The organism is Microbacterium sp. NPDC056736 (genome assembly GCF_042790415.1).
GTDB lineage: Bacteria > Actinomycetota > Actinomycetes > Actinomycetales > Microbacteriaceae > Microbacterium.
This window is the reverse complement of record NZ_JBHTZE010000002.1, coordinates 179,908-201,750: the sequence shown is the minus strand read 5'-3', so window position 1 is coordinate 201,750 and position 21,843 is coordinate 179,908. Positions and strand designations below refer to the sequence as shown.

At 70.4% G+C, this 21,843-nt stretch carries 21 protein-coding genes; 8 read left to right on the top strand and 13 right to left on the bottom strand.

The features are described 5' to 3' along the window. Positions 1-52 precede the first annotated feature (52 nt). From ACFRAL_RS05445 to sufB, 7 genes are all read right to left on the bottom strand, one after another. Positions 53-1,414 (bottom strand): MFS transporter, encoded by a 1,362-nt coding sequence (locus ACFRAL_RS05445; RefSeq protein ID WP_378880631.1) that lies wholly within the window; start codon positions 1,412-1,414, stop codon positions 53-55. Continuing rightward, on the bottom strand, positions 1,411-2,565 hold the full coding sequence (locus tag ACFRAL_RS05440; protein WP_378881286.1) for a MalY/PatB family protein: 1,155 nt from the start codon (positions 2,563-2,565) through the stop codon (positions 1,411-1,413). The genes ACFRAL_RS05445 and ACFRAL_RS05440 overlap by 4 nt, the downstream gene beginning before the upstream one ends. Before the next feature lie 95 nt (positions 2,566-2,660). Beyond that, positions 2,661-2,990 carry a metal-sulfur cluster assembly factor gene (locus tag ACFRAL_RS05435; protein WP_019179282.1) on the bottom strand — a complete coding sequence of 110 codons (330 nt, stop codon included), beginning with the start codon at positions 2,988-2,990 and terminating at the stop codon, positions 2,661-2,663. A 9-nt stretch (positions 2,991-2,999) separates the two neighbouring features. Continuing rightward, complete coding sequence (gene sufC, locus ACFRAL_RS05430) at positions 3,000-3,797, bottom strand: Fe-S cluster assembly ATPase SufC (protein ID WP_378880626.1); 798 nt, start codon at positions 3,795-3,797, stop codon at positions 3,000-3,002. A gap of 15 nt (positions 3,798-3,812) precedes the next feature. After that, positions 3,813-4,142 carry a non-heme iron oxygenase ferredoxin subunit gene (locus tag ACFRAL_RS05425; RefSeq protein ID WP_336397869.1) on the bottom strand — a complete coding sequence of 110 codons (330 nt, stop codon included), beginning with the start codon at positions 4,140-4,142 and terminating at the stop codon, positions 3,813-3,815. Beyond that, a complete protein-coding gene (sufD, locus tag ACFRAL_RS05420; protein ID WP_336397868.1) occupies positions 4,139-5,326 on the bottom strand; it encodes a Fe-S cluster assembly protein SufD in 1,188 nt (395 codons plus the stop codon). Before sufD ends, ACFRAL_RS05425 begins: the two co-directional genes overlap by 4 nt. Continuing rightward, positions 5,327-6,745, bottom strand: coding sequence for a Fe-S cluster assembly protein SufB (gene sufB, locus ACFRAL_RS05415; RefSeq protein ID WP_336397867.1), 1,419 nt, complete (start codon positions 6,743-6,745; stop codon positions 5,327-5,329). A 255-nt stretch (positions 6,746-7,000) separates the two neighbouring features. Here sufB and ACFRAL_RS05410 point away from each other — a divergent pair, with 255 nt between their 5' ends. Together ACFRAL_RS05410 and ACFRAL_RS05405 are read left to right on the top strand one after the other, a co-directional pair. Further along, a complete protein-coding gene (locus tag ACFRAL_RS05410) occupies positions 7,001-7,975 on the top strand; it encodes a COX15/CtaA family protein (RefSeq protein WP_336397866.1) in 975 nt (324 codons plus the stop codon). A 94-nt stretch (positions 7,976-8,069) separates the two neighbouring features. Beyond that, complete coding sequence (locus tag ACFRAL_RS05405) at positions 8,070-8,441, top strand: dinucleotide-utilizing enzyme (RefSeq protein WP_336397865.1); 372 nt, start codon at positions 8,070-8,072, stop codon at positions 8,439-8,441. 55 nt (positions 8,442-8,496) lie between these two features. Here ACFRAL_RS05405 and ACFRAL_RS05400 read toward each other — a convergent pair whose 3' ends face one another. Further along, positions 8,497-9,438, bottom strand: a complete 942-nt coding sequence (locus ACFRAL_RS05400; RefSeq protein ID WP_336397864.1) for a heme o synthase — start codon at positions 9,436-9,438, stop codon at positions 8,497-8,499. A gap of 336 nt (positions 9,439-9,774) precedes the next feature. Here ACFRAL_RS05400 and tkt point away from each other — a divergent pair, with 336 nt between their 5' ends. From tkt to pgl, 6 genes are read left to right on the top strand one after another with little or no spacing between them, the layout of a single operon-like run. Further along, a complete protein-coding gene (tkt, locus tag ACFRAL_RS05395) occupies positions 9,775-11,877 on the top strand; it encodes a transketolase (RefSeq protein WP_378880619.1) in 2,103 nt (700 codons plus the stop codon). A gap of 18 nt (positions 11,878-11,895) precedes the next feature. After that, positions 11,896-13,017: a transaldolase gene (gene tal / locus ACFRAL_RS05390; RefSeq protein WP_336397862.1), complete on the top strand. Its 1,122-nt coding sequence runs from the start codon at positions 11,896-11,898 to the stop codon at positions 13,015-13,017. Continuing rightward, the gene (locus ACFRAL_RS05385) at positions 13,014-14,636 is read left to right on the top strand and encodes a glucose-6-phosphate isomerase (protein WP_378880616.1); all 1,623 of its coding nucleotides are present in this window, start codon (positions 13,014-13,016) and stop codon (positions 14,634-14,636) included. Before tal ends, ACFRAL_RS05385 begins: the two co-directional genes overlap by 4 nt. 14 nt (positions 14,637-14,650) lie before the next feature. After that, positions 14,651-16,201 carry a glucose-6-phosphate dehydrogenase gene (zwf, locus tag ACFRAL_RS05380; RefSeq protein WP_378880613.1) on the top strand — a complete coding sequence of 517 codons (1,551 nt, stop codon included), beginning with the start codon at positions 14,651-14,653 and terminating at the stop codon, positions 16,199-16,201. Next, complete coding sequence (locus tag ACFRAL_RS05375) at positions 16,198-17,157, top strand: glucose-6-phosphate dehydrogenase assembly protein OpcA (protein WP_336397859.1); 960 nt, start codon at positions 16,198-16,200, stop codon at positions 17,155-17,157. Before zwf ends, ACFRAL_RS05375 begins: the two co-directional genes overlap by 4 nt. Positions 17,158-17,187: 30 nt before the next feature. Then, complete coding sequence (gene pgl, locus ACFRAL_RS05370; protein ID WP_336397858.1) at positions 17,188-17,967, top strand: 6-phosphogluconolactonase; 780 nt, start codon at positions 17,188-17,190, stop codon at positions 17,965-17,967. Positions 17,968-18,047: 80 nt separating this feature from the next. Here pgl and ACFRAL_RS05365 read toward each other — a convergent pair whose 3' ends face one another. The 5 genes from ACFRAL_RS05365 to gap all read right to left on the bottom strand — a co-directional run bounded on the left by ACFRAL_RS05365 (position 18,048) and on the right by gap (position 21,774). Continuing rightward, positions 18,048-18,404, bottom strand: coding sequence for an RNA polymerase-binding protein RbpA (locus tag ACFRAL_RS05365; protein ID WP_378880608.1), 357 nt, complete (start codon positions 18,402-18,404; stop codon positions 18,048-18,050). Continuing rightward, positions 18,404-18,652 (bottom strand): preprotein translocase subunit SecG, encoded by a 249-nt coding sequence (secG, locus tag ACFRAL_RS05360; RefSeq protein ID WP_336397856.1) that lies wholly within the window; start codon positions 18,650-18,652, stop codon positions 18,404-18,406. Before secG ends, ACFRAL_RS05365 begins: the two co-directional genes overlap by 1 nt. A gap of 105 nt (positions 18,653-18,757) precedes the next feature. Then, positions 18,758-19,549 (bottom strand): triose-phosphate isomerase, encoded by a 792-nt coding sequence (gene tpiA / locus ACFRAL_RS05355; RefSeq protein WP_336397855.1) that lies wholly within the window; start codon positions 19,547-19,549, stop codon positions 18,758-18,760. Then, positions 19,540-20,754, bottom strand: coding sequence for a phosphoglycerate kinase (locus ACFRAL_RS05350; protein ID WP_378880604.1), 1,215 nt, complete (start codon positions 20,752-20,754; stop codon positions 19,540-19,542). Before ACFRAL_RS05350 ends, tpiA begins: the two co-directional genes overlap by 10 nt. Before the next feature lie 9 nt (positions 20,755-20,763). Beyond that, positions 20,764-21,774, bottom strand: coding sequence for a type I glyceraldehyde-3-phosphate dehydrogenase (gene gap, locus ACFRAL_RS05345; RefSeq protein ID WP_378880601.1), 1,011 nt, complete (start codon positions 21,772-21,774; stop codon positions 20,764-20,766). Positions 21,775-21,843 lie beyond the last annotated feature (69 nt).

Sequence of the window (21,843 nt, the reverse complement as noted above, 5' to 3'; positions counted from 1 at the left end):
TAGGCTAGCCTTACCTGCCTCGCTCCCCCAAATCGCGCGTCGTCATCCGCCGTCACGCGCGCGCAGCCTCATGGGCGTGGCCGAGACGGAGCCCGGGGATGAGGGCCGCGAGCGCGAGCACGATGCCGATCGCGAACACGGCGGGGAATCCGGCATCCGTCGCCGCCAGCATCGTGAAGACGAGTCCCATCACGGCGATCGACGACGCCGAGCCGACCGCGTCGGAGATCGACAGCGCCGATGAGTTGAACCCCTGGTTCTGCGCCGTCGAGTACGCGAGCGTCAGCACGGTCAGTCGCGGATACATCAGTCCCATGCCGCCGCCGGCGAGCCCCCACCCGGCGATGAGGATCGCCGGGTGCAGCCCGAGGAGCGCTGTGGCCGCGGCGACGGTGAGCGAGGCGACGAGCAGCCCGGTGCCGACGAGCGTGATCCGCGTGTTCCCGATCAGGTCGCCGAACCGGCCCTGCACGTCGGCGGCGGCCGCCCACGCGAGTGCCGCGGCGGTCAGGCCCAGACCGGCCCACGTCGGCGAGAACCCGTAGTCGTCGATGAGCAGGTACGGCACGTAGATCTCTGCTCCGAACAGCGCCCCCGCGATCAGCCCGCGCATGAGCACCACGCTGGGAAGACCGCGCGCCGCGCGCAGGGTCCCGCGCGGCAGCAGAGGTCGCGAGGCGAGGGCGATGACGGCGACGGATGCCGCGACCGCGACTCCGGCCCAGACCCCCAGCTCTCCGGCGAGACTGAGCCCGAGGGCGCCGATCGCCAGGGCGACGGCGCACGCCAGCCGTGGCCCGACGCGCCCCGTCGCAGGCTGATCGGTGTGCAGAGGCAGCCCATACAGGCGCGCCACGACCATGACGAACGCGACGACCGTGAGCGCGGCGACACCGAGGAACACCCAGCGCCAGTGGAGGAACTCGGTGACCGCGCCGGCCAGGAACGGACCGATGAGCGAGGGCACGACCCACGCCGCCGAGAACGCGGCGAACACGCGCCCGTGCACGGCGCCCGGGTACACCCGCGCCACCACGACGTACAGCGCCACCGTCTGCCCGCCGGTGCCGAGCCCCTGCACGAGACGGCCCGCGACGAGCACGGGCATGCTCGGGGCGAGCCCTGACAGCACCAGCCCGACGACGAAGAGTCCCACCGCGGTGGTGAGCGGGGCCAGCACGCCGCCGCGGTCGCACCAGGCGCCGACCGCCACCATGCCGATGACGCTCGTGGCGAGCGTGCCCGCGAACGCCACGGCGTAGAGCCGATCGCCGTCGAGGTCTGCGCTGACGACGGGCATGACCGTCGTGATCGCCAGCGACTGCATGGCCGCGAGGAAGATCAGCGCGACGGCGCCGACGGTCACCCAGACGTAGCGCGCCTGCCAGATGCTCGTCTGCGGCGGGCCGGTCACGACCGCGCCAGGGCGCCCAGGCGCTGCACCGCCTCGCGCAGCACGTCGGGTGAGCAGCCGAAGTTCAGACGGACGTGGCCCCTGCCCTCCTCGCCGAAGAGCGGGCCGAAGTGCAGCGCGACCTTCGCATCCCGGAGCACCTTCACCGCGGGGTTCTCGCCCCAGCCCAACGCGGAGAGGTCGATCCACGCGAGGAATCCGGCATCCGGGATCCGGTACCGCGCCGCCGGCACATGCTCGGCGAGGAGGTCGGCCAGCAGGAGCCGGTTCTCGTCGAGGGCCGCCAGCTGCGCGTCGAGCCAGCCGTCGCTCTCCGGAGAGAAGGCGGCGACGGCCGCGAGTGCTCCGAAGAGGCCTGTGCGCCATTCGACCTCGTCGGGCAGGGAGCGCACGACCGCCGCGGTCGCGTCGTCGGCGGTGACCATCAGCGCGCACTTCAGGCCCGCGAGGTTGAACGCCTTGCTCGCGCTCACGACGGCGTACCCGACCCGCGCGGCCGTCGGCGACGCGTCGAGGAACGGCGTGAAGGTGGCGCCGCGTCCGGTGAGGGGGGCGTGGATCTCGTCGCTGACGACGACGGCGCCGTGCTTCGACGCGATCTCGGCGAGAGCCCCCAGCGTCGCGCGGGAGTGGACGGTGCCGGTCGGGTTGTGCGGGTTGCAGAGCAGGATCGCGCGCGCCCCGTCCGCGAACGCCGCCTCGATGCCGGCCAGGTCGAGCTCCCACGCGTCGCCGGTGTCACGGAGCGGCACCCGTTCCACGACCGCGCCCGCCTCGGGCACGCAGTCGTAGAACGGCGGGTAGACCGGCGGCGTCACGACGACGCGGCTCCCGGGCTCGACGACCCGCCGCAGGATCTCGACGACGCCCATCATCACATCGCACGTGGTGCGGATGCGCGCCGGGTCGACGGTCCATCCGAAGCGTCGCTCCGCGAAGCCCGCGTAGGCGTCGCGGATGCCGGGGTCGGGGGGCGTGTAGCCGGTGTCGCCGAGCTCCACCGCCCGCGCGAGCGCCGCCGTGACGGCAGGGGCGGGCACGAAGTCCGTCTCGGCGACGAACATCGGCAGCACGTCCTCCGGATACCGGCGCCACTTCGTGCTCGAGCGCCGGCGCAGCTGATCGACGGGAAGTGCCTGCAGGGGGGTGATGACGCTCACCGTTCGAGCCTAGCGACGGGTGCGCCGCCGCATCGCCGAGGCGTCACCGTGCGAAACGTCACCGCCGTCGTGGCGACCAGCCTCGGTCAGATGGCGAAGCCGAGCGCGCGCATCATGTCGCGGCCGTCGTCGGTGATCCGCTCGGGACCCCACGGCGGCATCCACACCCAGTTGATGCGGAACCGATCGACGACCTCGTCGAGCGCCTGCGCCGTCTGCTCCTCGAGCACGTCGGTCAGCGGGCAGCCGGCCGATGTCAGGGTCATGTGGATGACCAGAGCATCGTTCTCGTCATCCCAGGCGAGATCGTAGATGAGACCGAGATCGACGACGTTGATCCCGAGCTCCGGGTCCATGACGTCCTTCAGGGCCTCGGTGACCTCGTCGTACTTCTCGGGCGTGAGCGTCGCCGTCATGAGACGATCCTACGCTTCGCTGCCGACGGGGGCCTCGGCCGCCGGCTCTTCTTCGCCCGCGGGCAGGAAGCGGTCGTAGCCCTCGTCCTCGAGGCGGTCGGCGAGCTCGGGTCCGCCCTCCTCGACGATACGGCCGCCCACCATGACGTGCACGAAGTCGGGGTGGATGTAGCGGAGGATGCGCGTGTAGTGCGTGATGAGCAGCACGCCGAGGTCGGTCTCGGCCTTGGCGCGGTTGACGCCCTCCGAGACGACCTTCAGCGCGTCGACGTCCAGCCCCGAGTCGGTCTCGTCAAGGACGGCGATCTGCGGCTTCAGCAGCTCGAGCTGGAGGATCTCGTGGCGCTTCTTCTCTCCGCCGGAGAAGCCCTCGTTGACGTTGCGCTGGGCGAACTTCGGGTCCATGCGCAGGTTCTTCATCGACGCCTTGACGTCCTTGGTCCACGTGCGGATCGACGGCGCCTCGCCGTCGACCGCCGTCTTCGCGGTGCGCAGGAAGTTGGTGACGGTGACGCCGGGGATCTCGACCGGGTACTGCATGGCCAGGAACAGGCCCGCGCGTGCGCGCTCGTCGACGGACATCTCCAGGACGTCCTCGCCGTCGAGCGTGATCGAACCGCTCGTCACGGTGTACTTCGGGTGACCGGCGATCGTGTAGGCGAGCGTGGACTTGCCGGAGCCGTTGGGGCCCATGATCGCGTGGGTCTCACCCGTGCGGATCGTGAGCGTCACGCCGTTGAGGATCGGGGTGGTGCCGGCATCCGTCTCGACCGTCACATGCAGGTCGCGGATCTCGAGGACAGACATTGTTCAGTACCTTCTTCAGTTCACTTCGAGCTTGACGGTCGGGTCGATGAGCACGTCATCGCCGTCGACGGTGACCGCGAAGACCGGGACCGGCTCGTACGCGGGGAGGTTGAGGGGCTTTCCGGTGCGCAGCGAGAACGCCGAGCCGTGGGCCCAGCACTCGAGCGTCTCGCCGTCGACGAAGCCCTCGGACAGCGAGATGTCGCCGTGGGTGCAGACGTCGCCGATGGCGTGCACCTCGCCGTTGGAGTCGAGCACGACGGCGATGGCGACGCCGTCCACCTCGACGCGGCGGGCTTCGTCCTGGACGAGGTCGCTGAGGGCGCACACGCGCTGCGCTGTCATCGCACGACCTCCTTGGCGAGTTCAGCCTCGATCGCGGCGAACAGCTCGGTCTCGAGCTCGGCGACGCCGATCTTCTGCACGATCTCCGCGAGGAAGCCGAGCACGACCAGGCGCCGTGCCTCGTCCTCGCCGATGCCGCGGGACTGCAGGTAGAACAGCTGCTCGTCGTCGAAGCGTCCGGTGGCGCTGGCGTGTCCGGCACCGCGGATGTCGCCCGTCTCGATCTCGAGGTTCGGGATCGACTCGGCGCGCGCGCCGTCGGTGAGCACCAGGTTGCGGTTGGCCTCGTACGAGTCCGTGCCGACGGCATCCGGTCCGATGAGCACGTCGCCGATCCAGACGCTGCGCGCGCCCTCCCCCTGCAGCGCGCCCTTGTACAGGACGTCGCCGCTGGTCTCGGCGCCCTTGTGGTGCAGGTACACCTGGCTCTCGAGGTGCTGACCGGCGTCGGAATAGCTGAGGCCGTACAGCTCGCCGCGCGAGCCGGTTCCGGCGAGCTCGACGCTCGGGTTGACGCGCACGACGCCGCCGCCGAAGCTGACGACCACGTGGCGGAGGGTCGCGTCGCGCTCGACGCGGGCCTGGTGGGATGCCGCGTGCACGGCGTCGTCGTCCCACTCCTGCACCGACACCAGGGTGAGATGGGCGCCGTCGCGGACGATGATCTCGACGTTCTGGGCGTGCTGCGCCGTGCCGGTGTGGCGGAACACCACGGTGGCGTGGGAGTTCGGCAGCGCCTCGACCACGACGTGGGCGTGCGCCAGCCCGCCGGTCCCCCGCAGGTTCACGACGACCGGCTCGGAGAGCTCCACGCCGGCGGGGATGCGCAGCAGCGGCGCCTCGGCCTCCTGCTTCCAGGCGATCGCGGCGGGCAGGTCCTCGGGCTGGAAGACCTCTCCGCGCGGCCGGGTGCCGTGGCCGAGCCGCTCCTGGACCAGCTCGGAGGGCGCCTGGACGTCGACCTGGATCACGCCGTGGGGCGCGGGCTGGTCGGCGAACAGCGGCGCCAGGCGGCTCGTGGGGGTGTGCTTCCAGTTCACCTCACGCCCGGTCGGTGCCTCGAAGGCGGCCGGGTCGTAGGAACGGGGACGCTCGGAGCGCGTCTGCACCGGCACGAACGCACCGGCGCCATCGGAGTGGCCCTTCGCGCCGGGAATGGTGGGGGCCTCGGTGGTGGGGCTCATCTAGCCGACGGATCCTTCCATGCCCATCTCGATGAGCTTGTTGAGTTCGAGCGCGTACTCCATGGGCAGCTCGCGCGCGATCGGCTCGATGAAGCCGCGCACGATCATGGCCATGGCCTCGTCCTCGGGCAGTCCCCGGCTCATGAGGTAGAACAGCTGCTCCTCGCTGACCTTCGAGACGGTCGCCTCGTGGCCGAGCTGCACGTCGTCGACCCGGATGTCGATCGCGGGGTACGTGTCGGAGCGGGAGATCGTGTCGACCAGCAGCGCATCGCAGCGGACGGTGTTGGCCGAGTGGTGGGCGTTGGCGTCGACGCGCACCTCGCCGCGGTAGCCGGCACGGCCGCCCCCGCGGGCGATCGACTTCGAGACGATCGAGGACTGCGTGTAGGGCGCCATGTGGATCATCTTCGCGCCGGCGTCCTGGTGCTGGCCGGGTCCCGCGAAGGCGACCGACAGGGTCTCGCCCTTGGCGTGCTCGCCCATCAGGAAGATCGACGGGTACTTCATCGTCACCTTGGAGCCGATGTTGCCGTCGATCCACTCCATCGTCGCGCCCTCGTGGGCCACGGCCCGCTTGGTGACGAGGTTGTAGACGTTGTTCGACCAGTTCTGGATCGTCGTGTAGCGCACACGGGCGTTCTTCTTCACGATGATCTCGACCACGGCCGAGTGCAGCGAGTCGCTCTTGTAGATCGGGGCGGTGCAGCCCTCGATGTAGTGCACGTACGAGCCCTCGTCGGCGATGATGAGCGTCCGCTCGAACTGGCCCATGTTCTCGGTGTTGATGCGGAAGTAGGCCTGCAGCGGGATCTCGACGTGGACGCCCGGCGGGACGTACACGAACGACCCGCCCGACCACACCGCGGTGTTCAGGGCGGCGAACTTGTTGTCCCCGGCGGGGATCACGGTGCCGAAGTACTCCTCGAAGAACTCCGGGTGCTCGCGCAGCGCCGTGTCGGTGTCCATGAAGATGACGCCCTGCGCCTCGAGGTCTTCGCGGATCTGGTGGTACACCACCTCGGACTCGTACTGCGCGGCGACGCCGGCGACGAGGCGCTGACGCTCCGCCTCCGGGATGCCCAGCTTCTCGTAGGTGTTGCGGATGTCCTCGGGGAGGTCCTCCCACGACTGCGCCTGCTTCTCGGTGGAGCGCACGAAGTACTTGATGTTGTCGAAGTCGATCTCGCTGAGATCAGCCCCCCACGTGGGCATCGGCTTGCGGCCGAAGAGCTGATAGCCCTTCAGACGGGTCTTCAGCATCCACTCCGGTTCGTTCTTGAGAGCGGAGATGCCGCGCACCACGCCCTCGTCGATGCCGCGCTTCGCCACGGCGCCCGCGGCGTCGGCATCGTGCCATCCGAACTCGTAGACACCCAGGCCTTCCAGCTCCGGGCGATCGATCAGCACATCAGTCATCGTCACGTTCTCCTCCGGGCCCTGGCGGTGTCATCCGTCCCGGCATCCGTGATCTCCGGTGGAGATACCGGAGGGGGGATGCCGCTTCTCGGGCCCTCTCAAGTGGCGCCGACCATCGCGCCTAGACTGTCGGTGGTGCGCGGCGCCGAGGGCGCGCGCGACCGACCCCTCGATTCTACAGGTTCCACCCCGCCGCGGACGCGCGACGTCCGTCACACGGGGAGCGCGGAGCCTCTCCCTGGAGGCAAGACCGGCATGTCCGCGCAGCAGACCACCCAGACCGACCCCGGCCTGTGGCAGCGCTTCTGGCGCTGGCTGCCCGATCGGGTCGACCGGCGGATCCGCGTGTTCGCGTGGCTCTCGTTCCTCGCCGAGGTGATCATCATCGGCACCGGCGGCGCCGTGCGCCTCACCGGGTCGGGCCTCGGCTGCCCCACCTGGCCGCTGTGCACGGCCGACTCGCTCGTCCCCACGCCGGGGATCGACGAGGGCATCCATTCGATCATCGAGTTCGGCAATCGGCTGATGACGGGCGTCGTCGGGCTCATCGCCCTGGCGGTTCTGATCCTCCTGCTCAAGCTGCGCACGCGGCGGCGCGACCTGTACGTGCTCGCCGTGGTCGTGGTGGGCGGTGTCGCCGCGCAGGCCATCGTCGGCGGCATCACGGTGCTCACCGGGCTCAACCCGTTCATCGTCGGCTTCCACTACGTCGCGTCGCTCGCCCTGGTGTGCGTGACGGCGGCCTTCCTGGTGCGGATGTCGCAGCCCGCCGGACCGCGCGTACTGCTCGTGCCGCGCTGGCACGAGGTGCTCGCCCACGCGACCTCCCTCGCGATGGCGCTGACCATCGCCTTCGGCGTGCTGACGACCGGCGCCGGGCCGCACTCCGGCGACGCCGACGCCGGCCGCAACGGCTTCGACGCCTCGATCCTCGAGCACGTCCACGCGTGGCCGGGCTATGCGCTGTTCGCCCTCACCGTCGCTCTGCTGGTCGCGGGCCGGCGCTCGCGGACCGCGGCGCCCCGGCTGCTGCGCTGGACGGTCGTCCTGCTCGCGGTCGAGTTCGTCCAGATCGGCGTCGGCCTGTACCAGGCCAGGAACGGCCTTCCCGAACTCGCCGTCGGCGCGCACATGGTGCTGGCGGCCCTCGCCGCGGCCACGATGACCGTCGTGGTGCTGCACCTCAAGGCGCCGGAGCGGGCCGCCGCGGCCGACGCCGCCCACAGCTGATTCATAGCGCGAGGATTGGCGCCGCACGGGCGCGTTTGGGAGGGTGGGATGCCGCGGCCACCCGGGTCGCACATCCCGAGGAGTGATCGACCCTATGCCCACCCGTCCCCGTCTCATCCGCAGCATCCCGTTCTGGGGCCTTCTCGTCGTCTCGCTGGCGACGATCGCCGCCGGCTGGTTCCTCACGACCGGCGAGCTCGCCTCGATGACGACGACGCTGACCGACGGCACCGCGACCGGTGTCGACGTCTACGTCGGCCAGTCGATCGCCCAGCTCGGCGGGACCCTCATCGGCGCGGGAGTCATCGGCGTGCTGCTCACGCTGGCCGTCGCCGCCCTCTCGACGCTGCGTCCCCACCCGCCCGTCGAGGTCGTGGAGCTCACCGACCGGACCGAGTCCGAGATCGCTGACGAGTCGCCCGCCGAGGCGGAGCCGGCCGCCGAGGAGTCCGCGCTCTCGCGCTGATCGCACGTTCACGAAGAGGCCGCCCGGTAAGCCGGGCGGCCTCTTCGTGTTCCTGTCAGAACGGGAGCAGCGGGTCGACCGCGATGGCGACGAAGAGCAGCGTGAGGTACGTGATCGACGCGTGGAAGACGCGCATCGGTCGCGGCTCGGTCCCGCGCACCGCGCGGTTGTACAGAACGTGCGACTCGTAGATGAACCAGCCGCCGAACACCAGCGCCGAGACCGTGTACACCACGCCCATCCCGGCGACGGGGATGAGCAGGAGCGAGCACACCACGGTCGCCCACGCGTACAGGATCACCTGGAGCCCGACCTGCGAGCCGGCGCGCGTAGCCCCCAGCATCGGAACGTCGACCTCTTCGTACTGGTCCTTGTACTTCATCGACAGCGGCCAGTAGTGCGGCGGCGTCCACAGAAACACCAGCGCGAAGAGGATGATCGGCGGCCAGGCCAGCGAGCCGGTCACTGCGGTCCAGCCGATCACCACCGGGAAGCAGCCTGCGATGCCGCCCCACACGATGTTCTGCTCGGTGCGGCGCTTGAGGATCATCGTGTAGATCACGACGTAGAAGAAGATCGCCGCGGCGGACAGGGTCGCGGCGAGCCAGTTGGTGGTCACCCACAGCCACACCGTCGAGAACACCGCGAGCGTCCACGCGAAGATCAGCGCGCCGCGGGGCGACACCTCGCCCGTCACGAGCGGCCGGTTCACCGTGCGCTGCATGTGCGCGTCGATGTCGCGGTCGAGATACATGTTGAACGCGGCGGCCGAGCCCGCGCTCGCGGTTCCGCCGATGACGGTGGCGATGACCAGCCAGATGTCGGGGAGCCCGCCCTCGGCGAGGATCATGACCGGGACGGTGGTCACCAGCAGAAGCTCGAGGACGCGCGGCTTCATCAGGGCGATGTAGGCCCGGACGGTGCGGCCGAAGCTCTGACGCGGCCGGTGCGAACCGTCGACGAGCGCCCCGGCGCCGGCCGTCTTCGTGATGTCCATGGCCCCCGCAATCGCCGCCTGCAGAATCCTCCCAAGTCTATGTCATCGGCGTGTCGCGCCCTGCCCGCCCGCCCCCTTCCCGGTCGCGGCCCGCGGATCACATGACGCCTGCCGCGAGCGTGAGCAGAACGTGACGTCCAGGACACCGCCATGTCACAGGCGGCGACAGGGCCTTCGCAAGACTGCGTCACATAGACCTCTCGCATGGCCTCGGTGGTATACCGCTTCGCTATGCTGAGACCACGCGCGCCCGTCGCCGATTCCCCCTTCTCCGTCCGGACAAGGGCCGCGAGCCGGCCGGCTTCTGGGCGCAACCTCCTCGAGAAAGGCGGCCGGGTGTCGGAACTGCGGTGGGATGAGATTGATCGGCGCGCGGTGGACACCGCACGCGTGCTGGCAGCGGACGCGGTCGAGAAGGTGGGCAACGGCCACCCCGGCACCGCGATGAGCCTGGCGCCGGCGGCGTACCTGCTCTACCAGCGCGTGCTCCGCCACGACCCCGCCGACACCGACTGGCTGGGCCGTGACCGGTTCATCCTCTCGGCCGGGCACTCGTCGCTGACGCAGTACGTGCAGCTCTATCTGGGCGGTTTCGGGCTGGAGCTCGACGACCTGAAGGCGCTGCGCACGTGGGGCTCGAAGACCCCGGGCCACCCCGAGTACGGCCACACCAAGGGCGTCGAGATCACCACCGGCCCGCTCGGCCAGGGGCTCGCGTCGGCGGTGGGCTTCGCGTACGCGGCCCGCTACGAGCGCGGCCTGTTCGACCCGGAGGCGCCCGCGGGCGAGTCTCCGTTCGACCACTTCGTCTACGTGGTGGCCGGTGACGGCGACCTGCAGGAGGGCGTCACCAGCGAGGCGTCCTCGCTGGCGGGCCACCAGCAGCTGGGCAACCTCATCGCGATCTACGACTCCAACCAGATCTCGATCGAGGACGACACCGATGTCGCCTTCACCGAGGACGTCGCAGCGCGCTACGAGGCATACGGCTGGCACGTCCAGACCGTCGACTGGAAGAAGACCGGCGAGTACGTCGAGGACGTCGCCGAGCTGCACGCCGCGATCGAGGCCGCGCAGGGCGAGACCGACAAGCCGTCGCTCATCGTCCTGCGGACCATCATCGGCTGGCCGTCGCCCGGCAAGCAGAACACCGGCAAGATCCACGGCTCCGCCCTCGGCGCGGACGAGCTGGCCGCGACCAAGAAGGTCCTCGGCTTCGACCCCGAGCAGTCGTTCGTCGTCGCCGACGACGTGCTGGCCCGCACCCGTGCGCTGAAGGACCGCGCCGCCGAGGCGCGCGCCGCCTGGCAGGAGTCCTTCGACGCGTGGGCGAAGGCCAACCCCGAGCGCAAGGCGCTGCTGGACCGCCTCGAGGCGGGCGAGCTGCCCGCGGACGTGGCATCCGCTCTCCCCTCGTTCGAGGCGGGCAAGGACGTTTCGACCCGTGCCGCGTCGGGTGTCGTGATCAACGCCCTCGCGGCGGAGCTCCCGGAGCTGTGGGGCGGCTCGGCCGACCTCGCCGAGTCCAACCTGACGACGATCAAGGACGCCAAGTCCTTCATCCCGTCCGAATGGTCGACGCACGAGTGGTCGGGCGACCGGTACGGCCGCGTGCTGCACTTCGGCATCCGCGAGCACGCCATGGGCGCGATCGTCAACGGCATCAAGCTGCACGGCCCGACGCGTCCGTTCGGCGGCACCTTCCTCATCTTCAGCGACTACATGCGCCCCTCGGTGCGTCTGGCCGCGCTGATGGACATCCCGTCGATCTTCGTGTGGACGCACGACTCCGTCGCGCTCGGCGAGGACGGGCCCACGCACCAGCCGGTCGAGCAGCTCGCGACGCTGCGCGCGATCCCGAACTTCACCGTGGTGCGCCCGGCCGACGCGAACGAGACGTCCGCGGCGTGGCTCGAGATCCTGCGCCGCCAGGGCGGGCCGTCGGGCATCGCACTGACCCGCCAGAACATCCCGGTGTTCCCGCGCGGCGAGGGCGAGGCATCCGGTGACGAATTCGCCTCGACCGCGGGCGTCGCCAAGGGCGCGTACATCCTCGCCGAGGCGCCGAACGGCACCCCCGACGTGATCCTCATCGCGACGGGCTCCGAGGTCCAGCTCGCCGTCGCCGCACGCGAGACCCTCGCCGCGGAGGGCGTGAACGCCCGCGTGGTGTCGGCCCCCTCGCTGGAGTGGTTCGACGAGCAGGACGAGGCGTACCGCGAGAAGGTCCTCCCCGCCGCGGTCAAGGCGCGTGTGTCGGTCGAGGCCGGCTCCGCGCTCACCTGGCGCGGCATCGTGGGCGACGCCGGCCGCTCGGTCGCGATCGACCACTTCGGCGCGTCGGCCGACTACAAGACCCTGTTCCAGAAGTTCGGCATCACCGCCGACGCCGTCGTCGAGGCTGCCCGCGAGACCATCGCGGCCGCCGCGGCAGAGTAAGCACGAGGAGAAGGCAGCATGAGCACCCCCACCGAGAAGCTGGTCGCCGAGGGCGTGAGCATCTGGCTCGACGACCTGTCGCGCGAGCGGATCACGTCGGGCAACCTGACCGAGCTCATCTCGACGCGCAACGTCTCCGGCGTCACGACGAACCCGACGATCTTCCAGGGCGCGATCGGCGGCGGCGGGCACGCCTACGCCGACCAGATCGGCGAGCTGGCTCGCGCCGGCGCCTCGGTCGACGACGCGATCTTCGCGGCGACGACCGACGACGTCCGCGACGCCGCCGACATCTTCCGTCCGGTCTACGACGCGACCGACGGGGTGGACGGCCGGGTCTCGATCGAGGTCTCCCCCGACCTCGCCCACGACACCGACGCCACCGTCGCCCAGGCCAAGGAGCTGTGGGCGAAGGTCGACCGCCCGAACGTGCACATCAAGATCCCCGCGACGAAGGCGGGCCTGCCCGCCATCACCGCGGTGCTCGCCGAGGGCATCTCGGTCAACGTGACGCTGATCTTCAGCCTCGAGCGGTACGCCGAGGTCATCGAGGCCTTCCTCGCGGGCCTCGAGCAGGCGCAGGCGAACGGCAAGGACATCTCGAAGATCCACTCCGTCGCGTCGTTCTTCGTCTCGCGCGTGGACACCGAGGTCGACAAGCGTCTCACGGCGATCGGCACCGACGAGGCCGCGGAGCTGAAGTCGCTCGCCGGCGTCGCCAACGCGCGACTGGCGTACGAGCTGTTCGAGAAGGAGTTCGCCACCGACCGCGCGAAGGCGCTGACGGATGCCGGCGCCCACGTCCAGCGCCCGCTGTGGGCCTCGACCGGCGTCAAGGACCCGTCGCTGCCCGACACGCTGTACGTCACCGAGCTCGTCGCCCCGGGAACCGTCAACACGATGCCCGAGAAGACGCTCGAGGCCACGTTCGACCACGGTCAGATCGCCGGCGACGCCGTCACCGGCACCTACGAGGCCGCCCACAAGGTGTTCGCGGACCTCGCGGCGGCCGGCGTCGACTTCGCCGACGTCACTCAGGTGCTCGAGGACGAGGGCGTCGACAAGTTCATCGCCTCCTGGCACGACCTCCAGGGCACCGTGAAGACCGCCCTCGAGGACGCCCTCCAGGGCACCCGATGAGCTTCGACATCCACCTGTCGGGACGCGTCAAGTCGGTCGTCGAGGAGACGCTCCCCGGCCTGGTCTCGAGCCTCGTCGCGTCGGGCATCACGGCCGGCGACGCGTCCCTGTGGGGGCCGGCCGCCGAGGACGAGGCGTCCCGGCGTCTGGGCTGGGTGGAGGCGGTCAGCGTCTCGCGCCCCCTGGTGCCGGAGATCCTCGCGCTGCGCGAGCGCCTCCGCTCGCGCGGGGTCACGCGTGTCGTGCTCGCGGGCATGGGCGGCTCGTCGCTGGCTCCCGAGGTGATCGCGCAGACCGCGGGCGTGCCGCTGGTGATCCTGGACTCGACGGCGCCGGGCCAGGTGCTCGCCGCCATCGATGGCGACGCCGAGAGCGGCGACCTCACGCGGACGGCGCTCGTGGTGTCGTCCAAGTCGGGGTCGACCGTCGAGACGGACTCGGCCAAGCGGGCCTTCGAGGCTGCGTTCCGCGACCTGGGCATCGACCCGGCCGAGCGGATCGTCGTGGTCACCGACCCGGGCTCCCCGCTGGACGAGTCCGCGCGCGCCGACGGCTACACGGTGTTCAACGCCGACCCGACGGTCGGCGGGCGCTACTCCGCGCTCACCGCGTTCGGCCTGGTGCCGGCCGGTCTCGCCGGCGCCGACATCGCCGAGCTGCTCGACGAGGCCGAGGCGTCGCTCCTCGAGGTGGCGATCGACAGCCCCGACAACCCGGCGCTGGTCCTGGCCGCCGCGATCGCCGGCGACGAGCCGCGCCGCGACAAGCTCGGTCTCGTCACCGACGGCACCCACATCGAGGGGCTGCCGGACTGGATCGAGCAGCTCGTCGCCGAGTCCACCGGCAAGGACGGGACGGGTGTGCTGCCGGTCGTCATGCTGCCGGTCTCCCCCGAGGTCGAGACCCGGCCGGACGATGTGCAGATCGTGCGCTTCGTCGACGAGGCCAAGCAGTTCCACCTCTTCGAGCACCACGAGGGCGAGGTCCTCGTGAGCGGCTCGCTCGGCGCGCAGTTCGTCGTGTGGGAGTACGCGACGGCGATCGTCGGCCGGATGCTGGGGATCAACCCCTTCGACCAGCCCGACGTCGAGTCCGCCAAGGTCGCCGCGCGAGGTCTGCTCGACGCACGGCCCGAGCCCACCGCCCCCGCGTTCTCGGCGGAGGGCGTCGAGGTCCGCGTGTCCGACCCCGCTCTGGCGGCATCCGGGACCGTCGCCGGCGTCCTGGACGCGCTCTGGGCGCGGATCCCGGCGGGCGGCTACGTCGCCATCCATGCCTACGTCAACCGTCTCGAGCTGCCGCAGCTCTCGGGACTGCGCGAGCTCGTCGCCGCGGACTCCGGGCGGCCCACCACCTTCGGATGGGGACCCCGGTTCCTGCATTCGACCGGCCAGTACCACAAGGGCGGACCGGCGAACGGCGTCTTCCTCCAGGTCCTCGAGCAGACCGACGTCGACCTCGAGATCCCCGGCCGGCCGTTCACCTTCGGCCAGCTCATCCAGGCGCAGGCCGCCGGCGATGCGAGCGTGCTCGCCGAAGGCCATGACCGCCCGGTCGTCACCCTCACCCTGACCGATCCCCAGATCGAAGTGCTCTCGCTCTTCGAAGCGGCCCAGTAGGAGCTCACCGCCCCATGACCGTCGAGATTGCGCGCGGGCACAACCCGCTGCGCGACCCCGAAGACCGTCGCCTCAACCGCATCGCCGGCCCGAGCGCGCTCGTCATCTTCGGCGTCACGGGAGACCTCTCCCGCAAGAAGCTCATGCCCGCCGTCTACGACCTCGCCAACCGCGGTCTGCTGCCCCCCGGGTTCGCCCTGGTGGGCTTCGCCCGCCGCGACTGGGAGGACCAGGACTTCGCCAAGGTCGTCTACGACGCGGTGCGCCAGCACGCGCGCACCGAGTTCCGCGAGGAGACCTGGCAGCAGCTGCTGCAGGGCATCCGGTTCGTGTCCGGCGAGTTCGACGACCCCGACGCGTTCCGGCGCCTGCGCGAGACCGTCGACAAGCTCGACACCGAGCGCGGCACGATGGGCAACCACGCGTTCTACCTGTCGATCCCGCCCAAGGCGTTCCCCCTCGTCGCCGAGCAGCTGAAGTCATCCGGCCTCGTCGACGACACCGCCGACCGGCCGGACCGCTGGCGCCGCGTGGTCATCGAGAAGCCGTTCGGCCATGACCAGGAGTCCGCGCGCGCACTCAACGACGTGCTGCGCTCGGCGTTCCCGACGGACTCGATCTTCCGCATCGACCACTACCTCGGCAAGGAGACGGTCCAGAACATCCTGGCGCTGCGCTTCGCCAACGAGCTGTACGAGCCGATCTGGAACCGCAACTACGTCGACCACGTGCAGATCACCATGGCCGAGGACATCGGGGTGGGCGGACGCGCGGGCTACTACGACGGCGTCGGCGCGGCACGCGACGTCATCCAGAACCACCTGCTGCAGCTCATGGCGCTGACGGCGATGGAGGAGCCCATCTCGTTCGAGGCCAAGGACCTCCGCGCCGAGAAGGAGAAGGTCCTCGCGGCCGTCACGCTCCCCGCGGACCTCGCGCGCTCGACCGCGCGCGGGCAGTACGCGGGCGGCTGGCAGGGCGGCGAGAAGGTGCTGGGCTTCCTCGAGGAGGACGGCATGAACCCGCACTCCACCACCGAGACGTACGCCGCGGTGACCCTCGAGGTGAACACCCGCCGCTGGGCGGGCGTGCCGTTCTACCTCCGCACCGGCAAGCGCCTCGGGCGGCGGGTGACCGAGATCGCCGTCGTGTTCAAGCGCGCGCCCGAGCTCCTGTTCCCGCGCAGCCAGACCTCGGGACAGGGGCAGAACGCCCTGGTCATCCGCGTGCAGCCCGACGAGGGCGTCACGATCCGCTTCGGCTCGAAGGTGCCGGGTGCCGGCGCCCAGGTGCGCGACGTCACGATGGACTTCGGCTACGGCCACGCCTTCACCGAGGCGAGCCCCGAGGCTTATGAGCGACTCATCCTCGACGTGCTGCTCGGCGACCCGCCGCTGTTCCCGCGGCACGAAGAGGTCGAGCTGTCGTGGAAGATCCTCGACCCCATCGAGCGCTTCTGGGACGCTCAGGGCGGTCCGCTCGAACAGTACTCGCCCGGGTCGTGGGGCCCGGCATCCGCGGACGAGATGCTCGCCCGCGACGGACGGAGCTGGAGGCGCCCGTGATCGTCGATCTTCCCGACACCACCGTCAGCAAGATCTCCCGCGCACTGGTCAACGTGCGCGAGGAGGGCGGCGCGGTCGCGCTCGGCCGTGTGCTGACGCTCATCATCCTGACCCGCGAGGGCGCCGTCGAAGAGGTCATCGAGGCCGCCAACGACGCGTCCCGCGAGCACCCCATGCGTGTGATCGTGCTGATGATCGCCGACGGCTACGACGAGGATCCGCGCCTGGACGCGCAGATCCGCGTGGGCGGCGACGCGGGGGCGAGCGAGGTCGTCACGCTCCGCGCGTTCGGCGACGCCGGGCGCTCGAATCTCGAGAGCCTCGTCACGGGACTGCTGCTGCCGGACGCGCCGGTGGTGGTCTGGTGGCCGAACCGCACGCCCGCCCACATCTCGAAGACCTCGATCGGCCGCATCGCACAGCGACGGATCACGGATGCCGCCGCGCAGGCCGACCCGTCGGCGTGGGTCGCGGACCTCGGCGAGCAGTACGCGCCCGGTGACACCGACCTCGCGTGGACGCGTCTGACGCGGTGGCGCGAGCAGCTCGCCGCGATCCTCGACCAGCCGCCGTACGAGCCCGTGCTCAGCGTGCGGGTGCGCGGCGCATCGGACTCGCCGTCCACCGCGCTGCTCGCGGCCTGGCTGCGGCTCACCCTCGACGTGCCGGTCGACTGGGCGTACCTCGATCCCGAGGAGTGGCCGCACGGCATCAAGTCGGTGGCACTCGTCCGCCCCAGCGGCGAGGTGCTGCTGGAGCGTCCGACGCCCGGTGTCGCGATCCTGACGCAGCCGGGGCAGCCGAGCCACGAGCTGGCTTTCCCGCGCCGCACGCTGCGCGAGTGCCTCGCCGAGGAGCTCCGTCGCCTGGACCCGGACCTCCTGTATGGTCGAGTCATCACGGAGGGCTGGGACCTGCTCGACTCTCCGGCGACGAAGGAGACGCTGGCCAGATGAGCGACGTGCGGGTGACGGACGGGATTGCGAATGCCTGAAGGCTGGGCCGAGAAGCGCGTCATCATCAGTCCTGATCCCGCGGCACTCGCCGAGTCGGTCGCTCCGCGCTTCCTGAGCCGCGTGGCCAAGCGGGTCGACGAGGGCAAGCTCGCCCACGTCTCCCTCACCGGCGGATCGATGGGGGCCGCGGTGCTCGCCGTCGCAGCCCGCAGCCCGCGCGTGGCCGACATCGACTGGTCGCGCGTGCACTTCTGGTGGAGCGACGAGCGGTTCGTGCCGCGCGGGCACGCCGACCGCAACGACGCACCGGCGCGCGCGGCGTTCCTCGACGCCCTCGACATCCCGGCCGGCAACATCCACTCGCCCTTGGGCAGCGACGACGGCGCCGATCTCGACGCCGCTGCCGCCGCGTACGCCGAGGAGCTCGCCGCGTTCCCCGGCAGCGAGGGTGCCTGGCCGTCGTTCGACGTCTGCTTCCTCGGCGTCGGCCCGGACGGGCACATCGCCTCGCTGTTCCCCGATCGAGCCGAGATCCAGATCACCGATCGCGCGGTGGTCCCCGTGCGCGACTCCCCCAAGCCGCCGCCGGAGCGCATCTCGATGACCCGCCCGGTCATCAACAGCTCCAAGCGCGTGTGGCTCGTCCTCGCCGGCGCCGACAAGGCCGCCGCACTGGGCCTCGCGCTCGCCGGGGCGAGCTACGCCAGCGTGCCCGCCGCCGGCGCGAAGGGCCGCAAGCGCACGACCTTCTTCGTCGACGAGGCCGCTGCCTCGCAGGTTCCGCCCGAGCTCATCGACCGGGAGTACTGACGCGGCTCGGATCACATGCGAGCGCATAGGCGGGAAGAGCGGATGCCGTCGGCATCCGCTCTTCTTGTCTGTTCAGGAGGTCACTCCTGGCCGCGACGCTCGCGCAGCTGCTTGAGGGCGTCCTCGAGGAGGCTCTCGGCCTCCTCCTCGGTACGACGCTCCTTCACATAGGCCAGGTGCGTCTTGTACGGCTCGGTCTTGGCGACCGCGGGCGGGTTGTCCTTGTCTCGACCGGCGGGAAGACCCGAGTGCGGCGAGTCGATGATCTCGGGGATCTCCTCCTCGGGGATGCCCGCGGCGAAGTGGCGCACCGTCTCGTTGCCCAGGGCGTCCCAGTACGAGATCGCGATGCGCTCCGCGTGGAAGCCGTGGTCCTGTTCGCCCATCGGGCCCGCGCCGACGCGGGTGCCGCGGATCGCGTTGCCTCCGGTCGCCATCAGAGGGCCTGGAACTTCGTGATCAGGCCGAGCGCGACGATCGAGGCGAACCACGCCAGGGCGAGGACCACCGTGAATCGGTTGAGGTTGCGCTCAGCGAGCCCGGACGAGCCGAGGGCCGAGGTCATGCCGCCGCCGAACATGTCGGACAGGCCGCCACCGCGTCCCTTGTGGAGCAGGATGAGGAGGGTCAGCAGGAGACTCGTGATGCCGAGAAGCACCTGCAGGACGAACTCGAGGATCTGCACAGTCGTTGAAGCCTTTCGCTGCGATCGGTCGCCGATCGCACAAGGGTCAAGTATACGTGTCGGCCGACGGACCGCGAGGAGCCCCGCGGCCCGCCGGCCACGGCGTCAGACGCCGACGTGCTTCTGGTACCGGATGATGGCGGCGAACTCGTCGACGACGAGGCTCGCACCGCCGACGAGGGCGCCGTCGACATCGGGCTCGCGCATGAAGCTGGCGATGTTGGCCGCCTTGACGGACCCGCCGTAGAGCACACGGGTGCGGGCCGCGGCATCCGCCCCGAGCTTGTCCGCGATGACGTCGCGCAGCTTGGCGCAGACGTCCTGCGCCTGCTCCGGCGTCGCGGCCTGACCCGAGCCGATGGCCCACACCGGCTCGTAGGCCACGACGATGTCGGCGTCGGGCTTCAGGCCCTCCAGCGCGACGGACAGCTGGCTGACCGGAACGGCGCTCGCACCGAACTTCTCGAGATCCTCGCTGGTCTCGCCGACGCAGATCACCGGGACGAGCCCGTGCTTGATCGCCGCCTTCACCTTCGAGGCCACGACCTCGTCGGTCTCGGCGTGGTACTGGCGCCGCTCGGAGTGGCCGATGATGACGTAGCGCGCGTCGAGCTTCGCCAGGAACGCGCCCGAGACCTCGCCGGTGTAGGCGCCGGAGTCGTGCGTCGACACGTCCTGCGCGCCGAGCGCGAACGGGATCTTGTCGGCGTCGAGGAGCGTCTGCACGGTGCGCAGGTCGGTGAAGGGCGGGAAGACCGCGACCTCGACCGACGCGTCGTCGTGCTTGGCGTCCTTGAGCGTCCAGTGCAGCTTCTGCACGAATGCGACCGCCTGCAGGTGGTCGAGGTTCATCTTCCAGTTGCCCGCGATGAGCGGGGTTCGCGTGCTCACTGCCATCCGAGGACCTCCAGTCCGGGGAGCTTCTTGCCCTCGAGGAACTCGAGGCTGGCGCCGCCGCCGGTCGAGATGTGACCGAACGCGTCGTCGGCGAATCCGAGCTGGCGGACCGCCGCGGCGGAATCGCCGCCGCCGACGACCGACAGTCCGTCGACCGCGGTGAGCGCTTGAGCGACAGCCTTGGTGCCCGCGGCGAAGGGGGCGAGTTCGAACACGCCCATAGGACCGTTCCAGAACACCGTCTTGGAGTCGCGGACCAGCGCGGCGAAGCGCTCGCCCGTCTCGGGTCCGATGTCCAGTCCCAGGCCGGATGCCGCGAACGGCGTCTCCTCGATCGCGTCGGCCCTGGTCACCACGTGCTCCGCGTCGGCGCCGAACTTCGAGGCGACGACGACATCGGTGGGCAGCACGAGCTCGACCCCGGACTCCTCGGCGCGCGTCATGTACTCGCGCACGGTGTCGAGCTGGTCGGCCTCGAGGAGGCTCGACCCGACCTTGTGCCCCTGCGCCGCGAGGAAGGTGAACAGCATCCCCCCGCCGATGAGCAGCCGGTCCACCCGCGGCAGCAGGTGGTCGATGACGCCGAGCTTGTCGCTGACCTTCGAGCCGCCGAGCACGACCGTGTAGGGGCGCTCGGGGTTCTCGGTGAGGCGGTCGAGGACGTCGACCTCCTTCTCGATGAGGAAGCCGGCGGCCGAAGGGAGGATCTCGGCGAGATCGTAGACGGACGCCTGCTTGCGGTGCACGACGCCGAAGCCGTCGGACACGAGGACGTCGCCCAAGTCGGCCAGCTCCTCCGCGAAGGCACGGCGTGTGGCGTCGTCCTTCGCGGTCTCGCCGGCGTTGAACCGCAGGTTCTCGATGATCGCGACGTCGCCGTCCTCGAGCGCGGCGACGGCCTCATGAGCCGACTCCCCCACGGTGTCCCGCGCGAAGGCGACGGGCTTGCCGAGGAGCTCCGACAGGCGCTGCGCCACCGGCGCGAGGCTGTACTTCGGGTCGGGCGCGCCGTCGGGGCGGCCGAGGTGCGAGCAGACGATGACGCGGGCGCCCTGGTTGATGAGGGCGTTCAGCGTGGGGAGCGTGGCCCGCACACGGCCATCGTCCGTGATGACCGCGTCCTTGAGGGGGACGTTGAGGTCAGCACGGACGATGACGCGCTTGCCGGCCAGCGAACCCAGCGAGTCGAGGGTGCGCAGAGCCATGGTGATCGCTTAGAGGCGCTCGGCCACGTACTCGGTGAGGTCGACGAGACGGTTGGAGTAGCCCCACTCGTTGTCGTACCAGGCCGAGACCTTGACCAGGTTGCCGCTGACGTTGGTCAGCTCCGAGTCGAAGATCGACGAGTGCGGGTTGCCCTGGATGTCGCTGGAGACGATCGGGTCCTCGGTGTACTGGAGGTAGCCCGCGAGGCGACCGTCGGCCGCGGCGGCCTGGTAGGCGGCGTTGACCTGGTCGACCGTGAGGCCCTCGGCCGGGGTGACGATCGTGAGGTCGACGATCGAGCCGGTGGGCACCGGCACGCGATAGGACGAGCCGCTGAGCTTGCCGTTCAGCTCGGGGAGCACGTGGCCGATGGCCTTGGCGGCGCCCGTCGAGGCGGGCACGATGTTGATCGCGGCGCCGCGCGCACGGCGGAGGTCGCTGTGCGGGCCGTCCTGCAGGTTCTGGTCGGCGGTGTAGGCGTGCGCCGTCATCATGAAGCCGCGCTCGATGCCGAAGGCGTCGTTGAAGACCTTCGCCAGGGGCGCGAGGCAGTTCGTCGTGCACGACGCGTTGGAGATGATGACGTGGTTCGCGGGGTCGTAGTCGCCCTCGTTGACGCCCATCACGACGGTCACGTCGTCACCGGTCGCGGGTGCCGAGATGAGGACCTTCTTCGCGCCGCCCGCGACATGCTTCTTGGCGTCGTCGGCCTTGGTGAAGCGGCCGGTGGACTCGATGACGATGTCGACGCCCAGCTCGCCCCAGGGCAGGTTGGCGGGGTCGCGCTCTTCGAAGACCTTGATCTTCTTGTCGCCGACGGTGATCGAGTCCGCGTCGTACGAGACGTCGGCGTCGAGCACGCCGCCCACCGAGTCGTACTTGAGCAGGTGGGCCAGGGTCTTGTTGTCGGTGAGGTCGTTCACCGCCACGATGTCGAGGTCCGCGCCCTGCGCGAGGGCCGCGCGGAGGTAATTGCGTCCGATTCGGCCGAAGCCGTTGATGCCGATCTTGACAGCCACGGAGTTTCTCCTGAGTGTGTCGTGCGCGAGTGCGCGGTTGTTGCGATTCGAACGAGGACAACGGCGTCC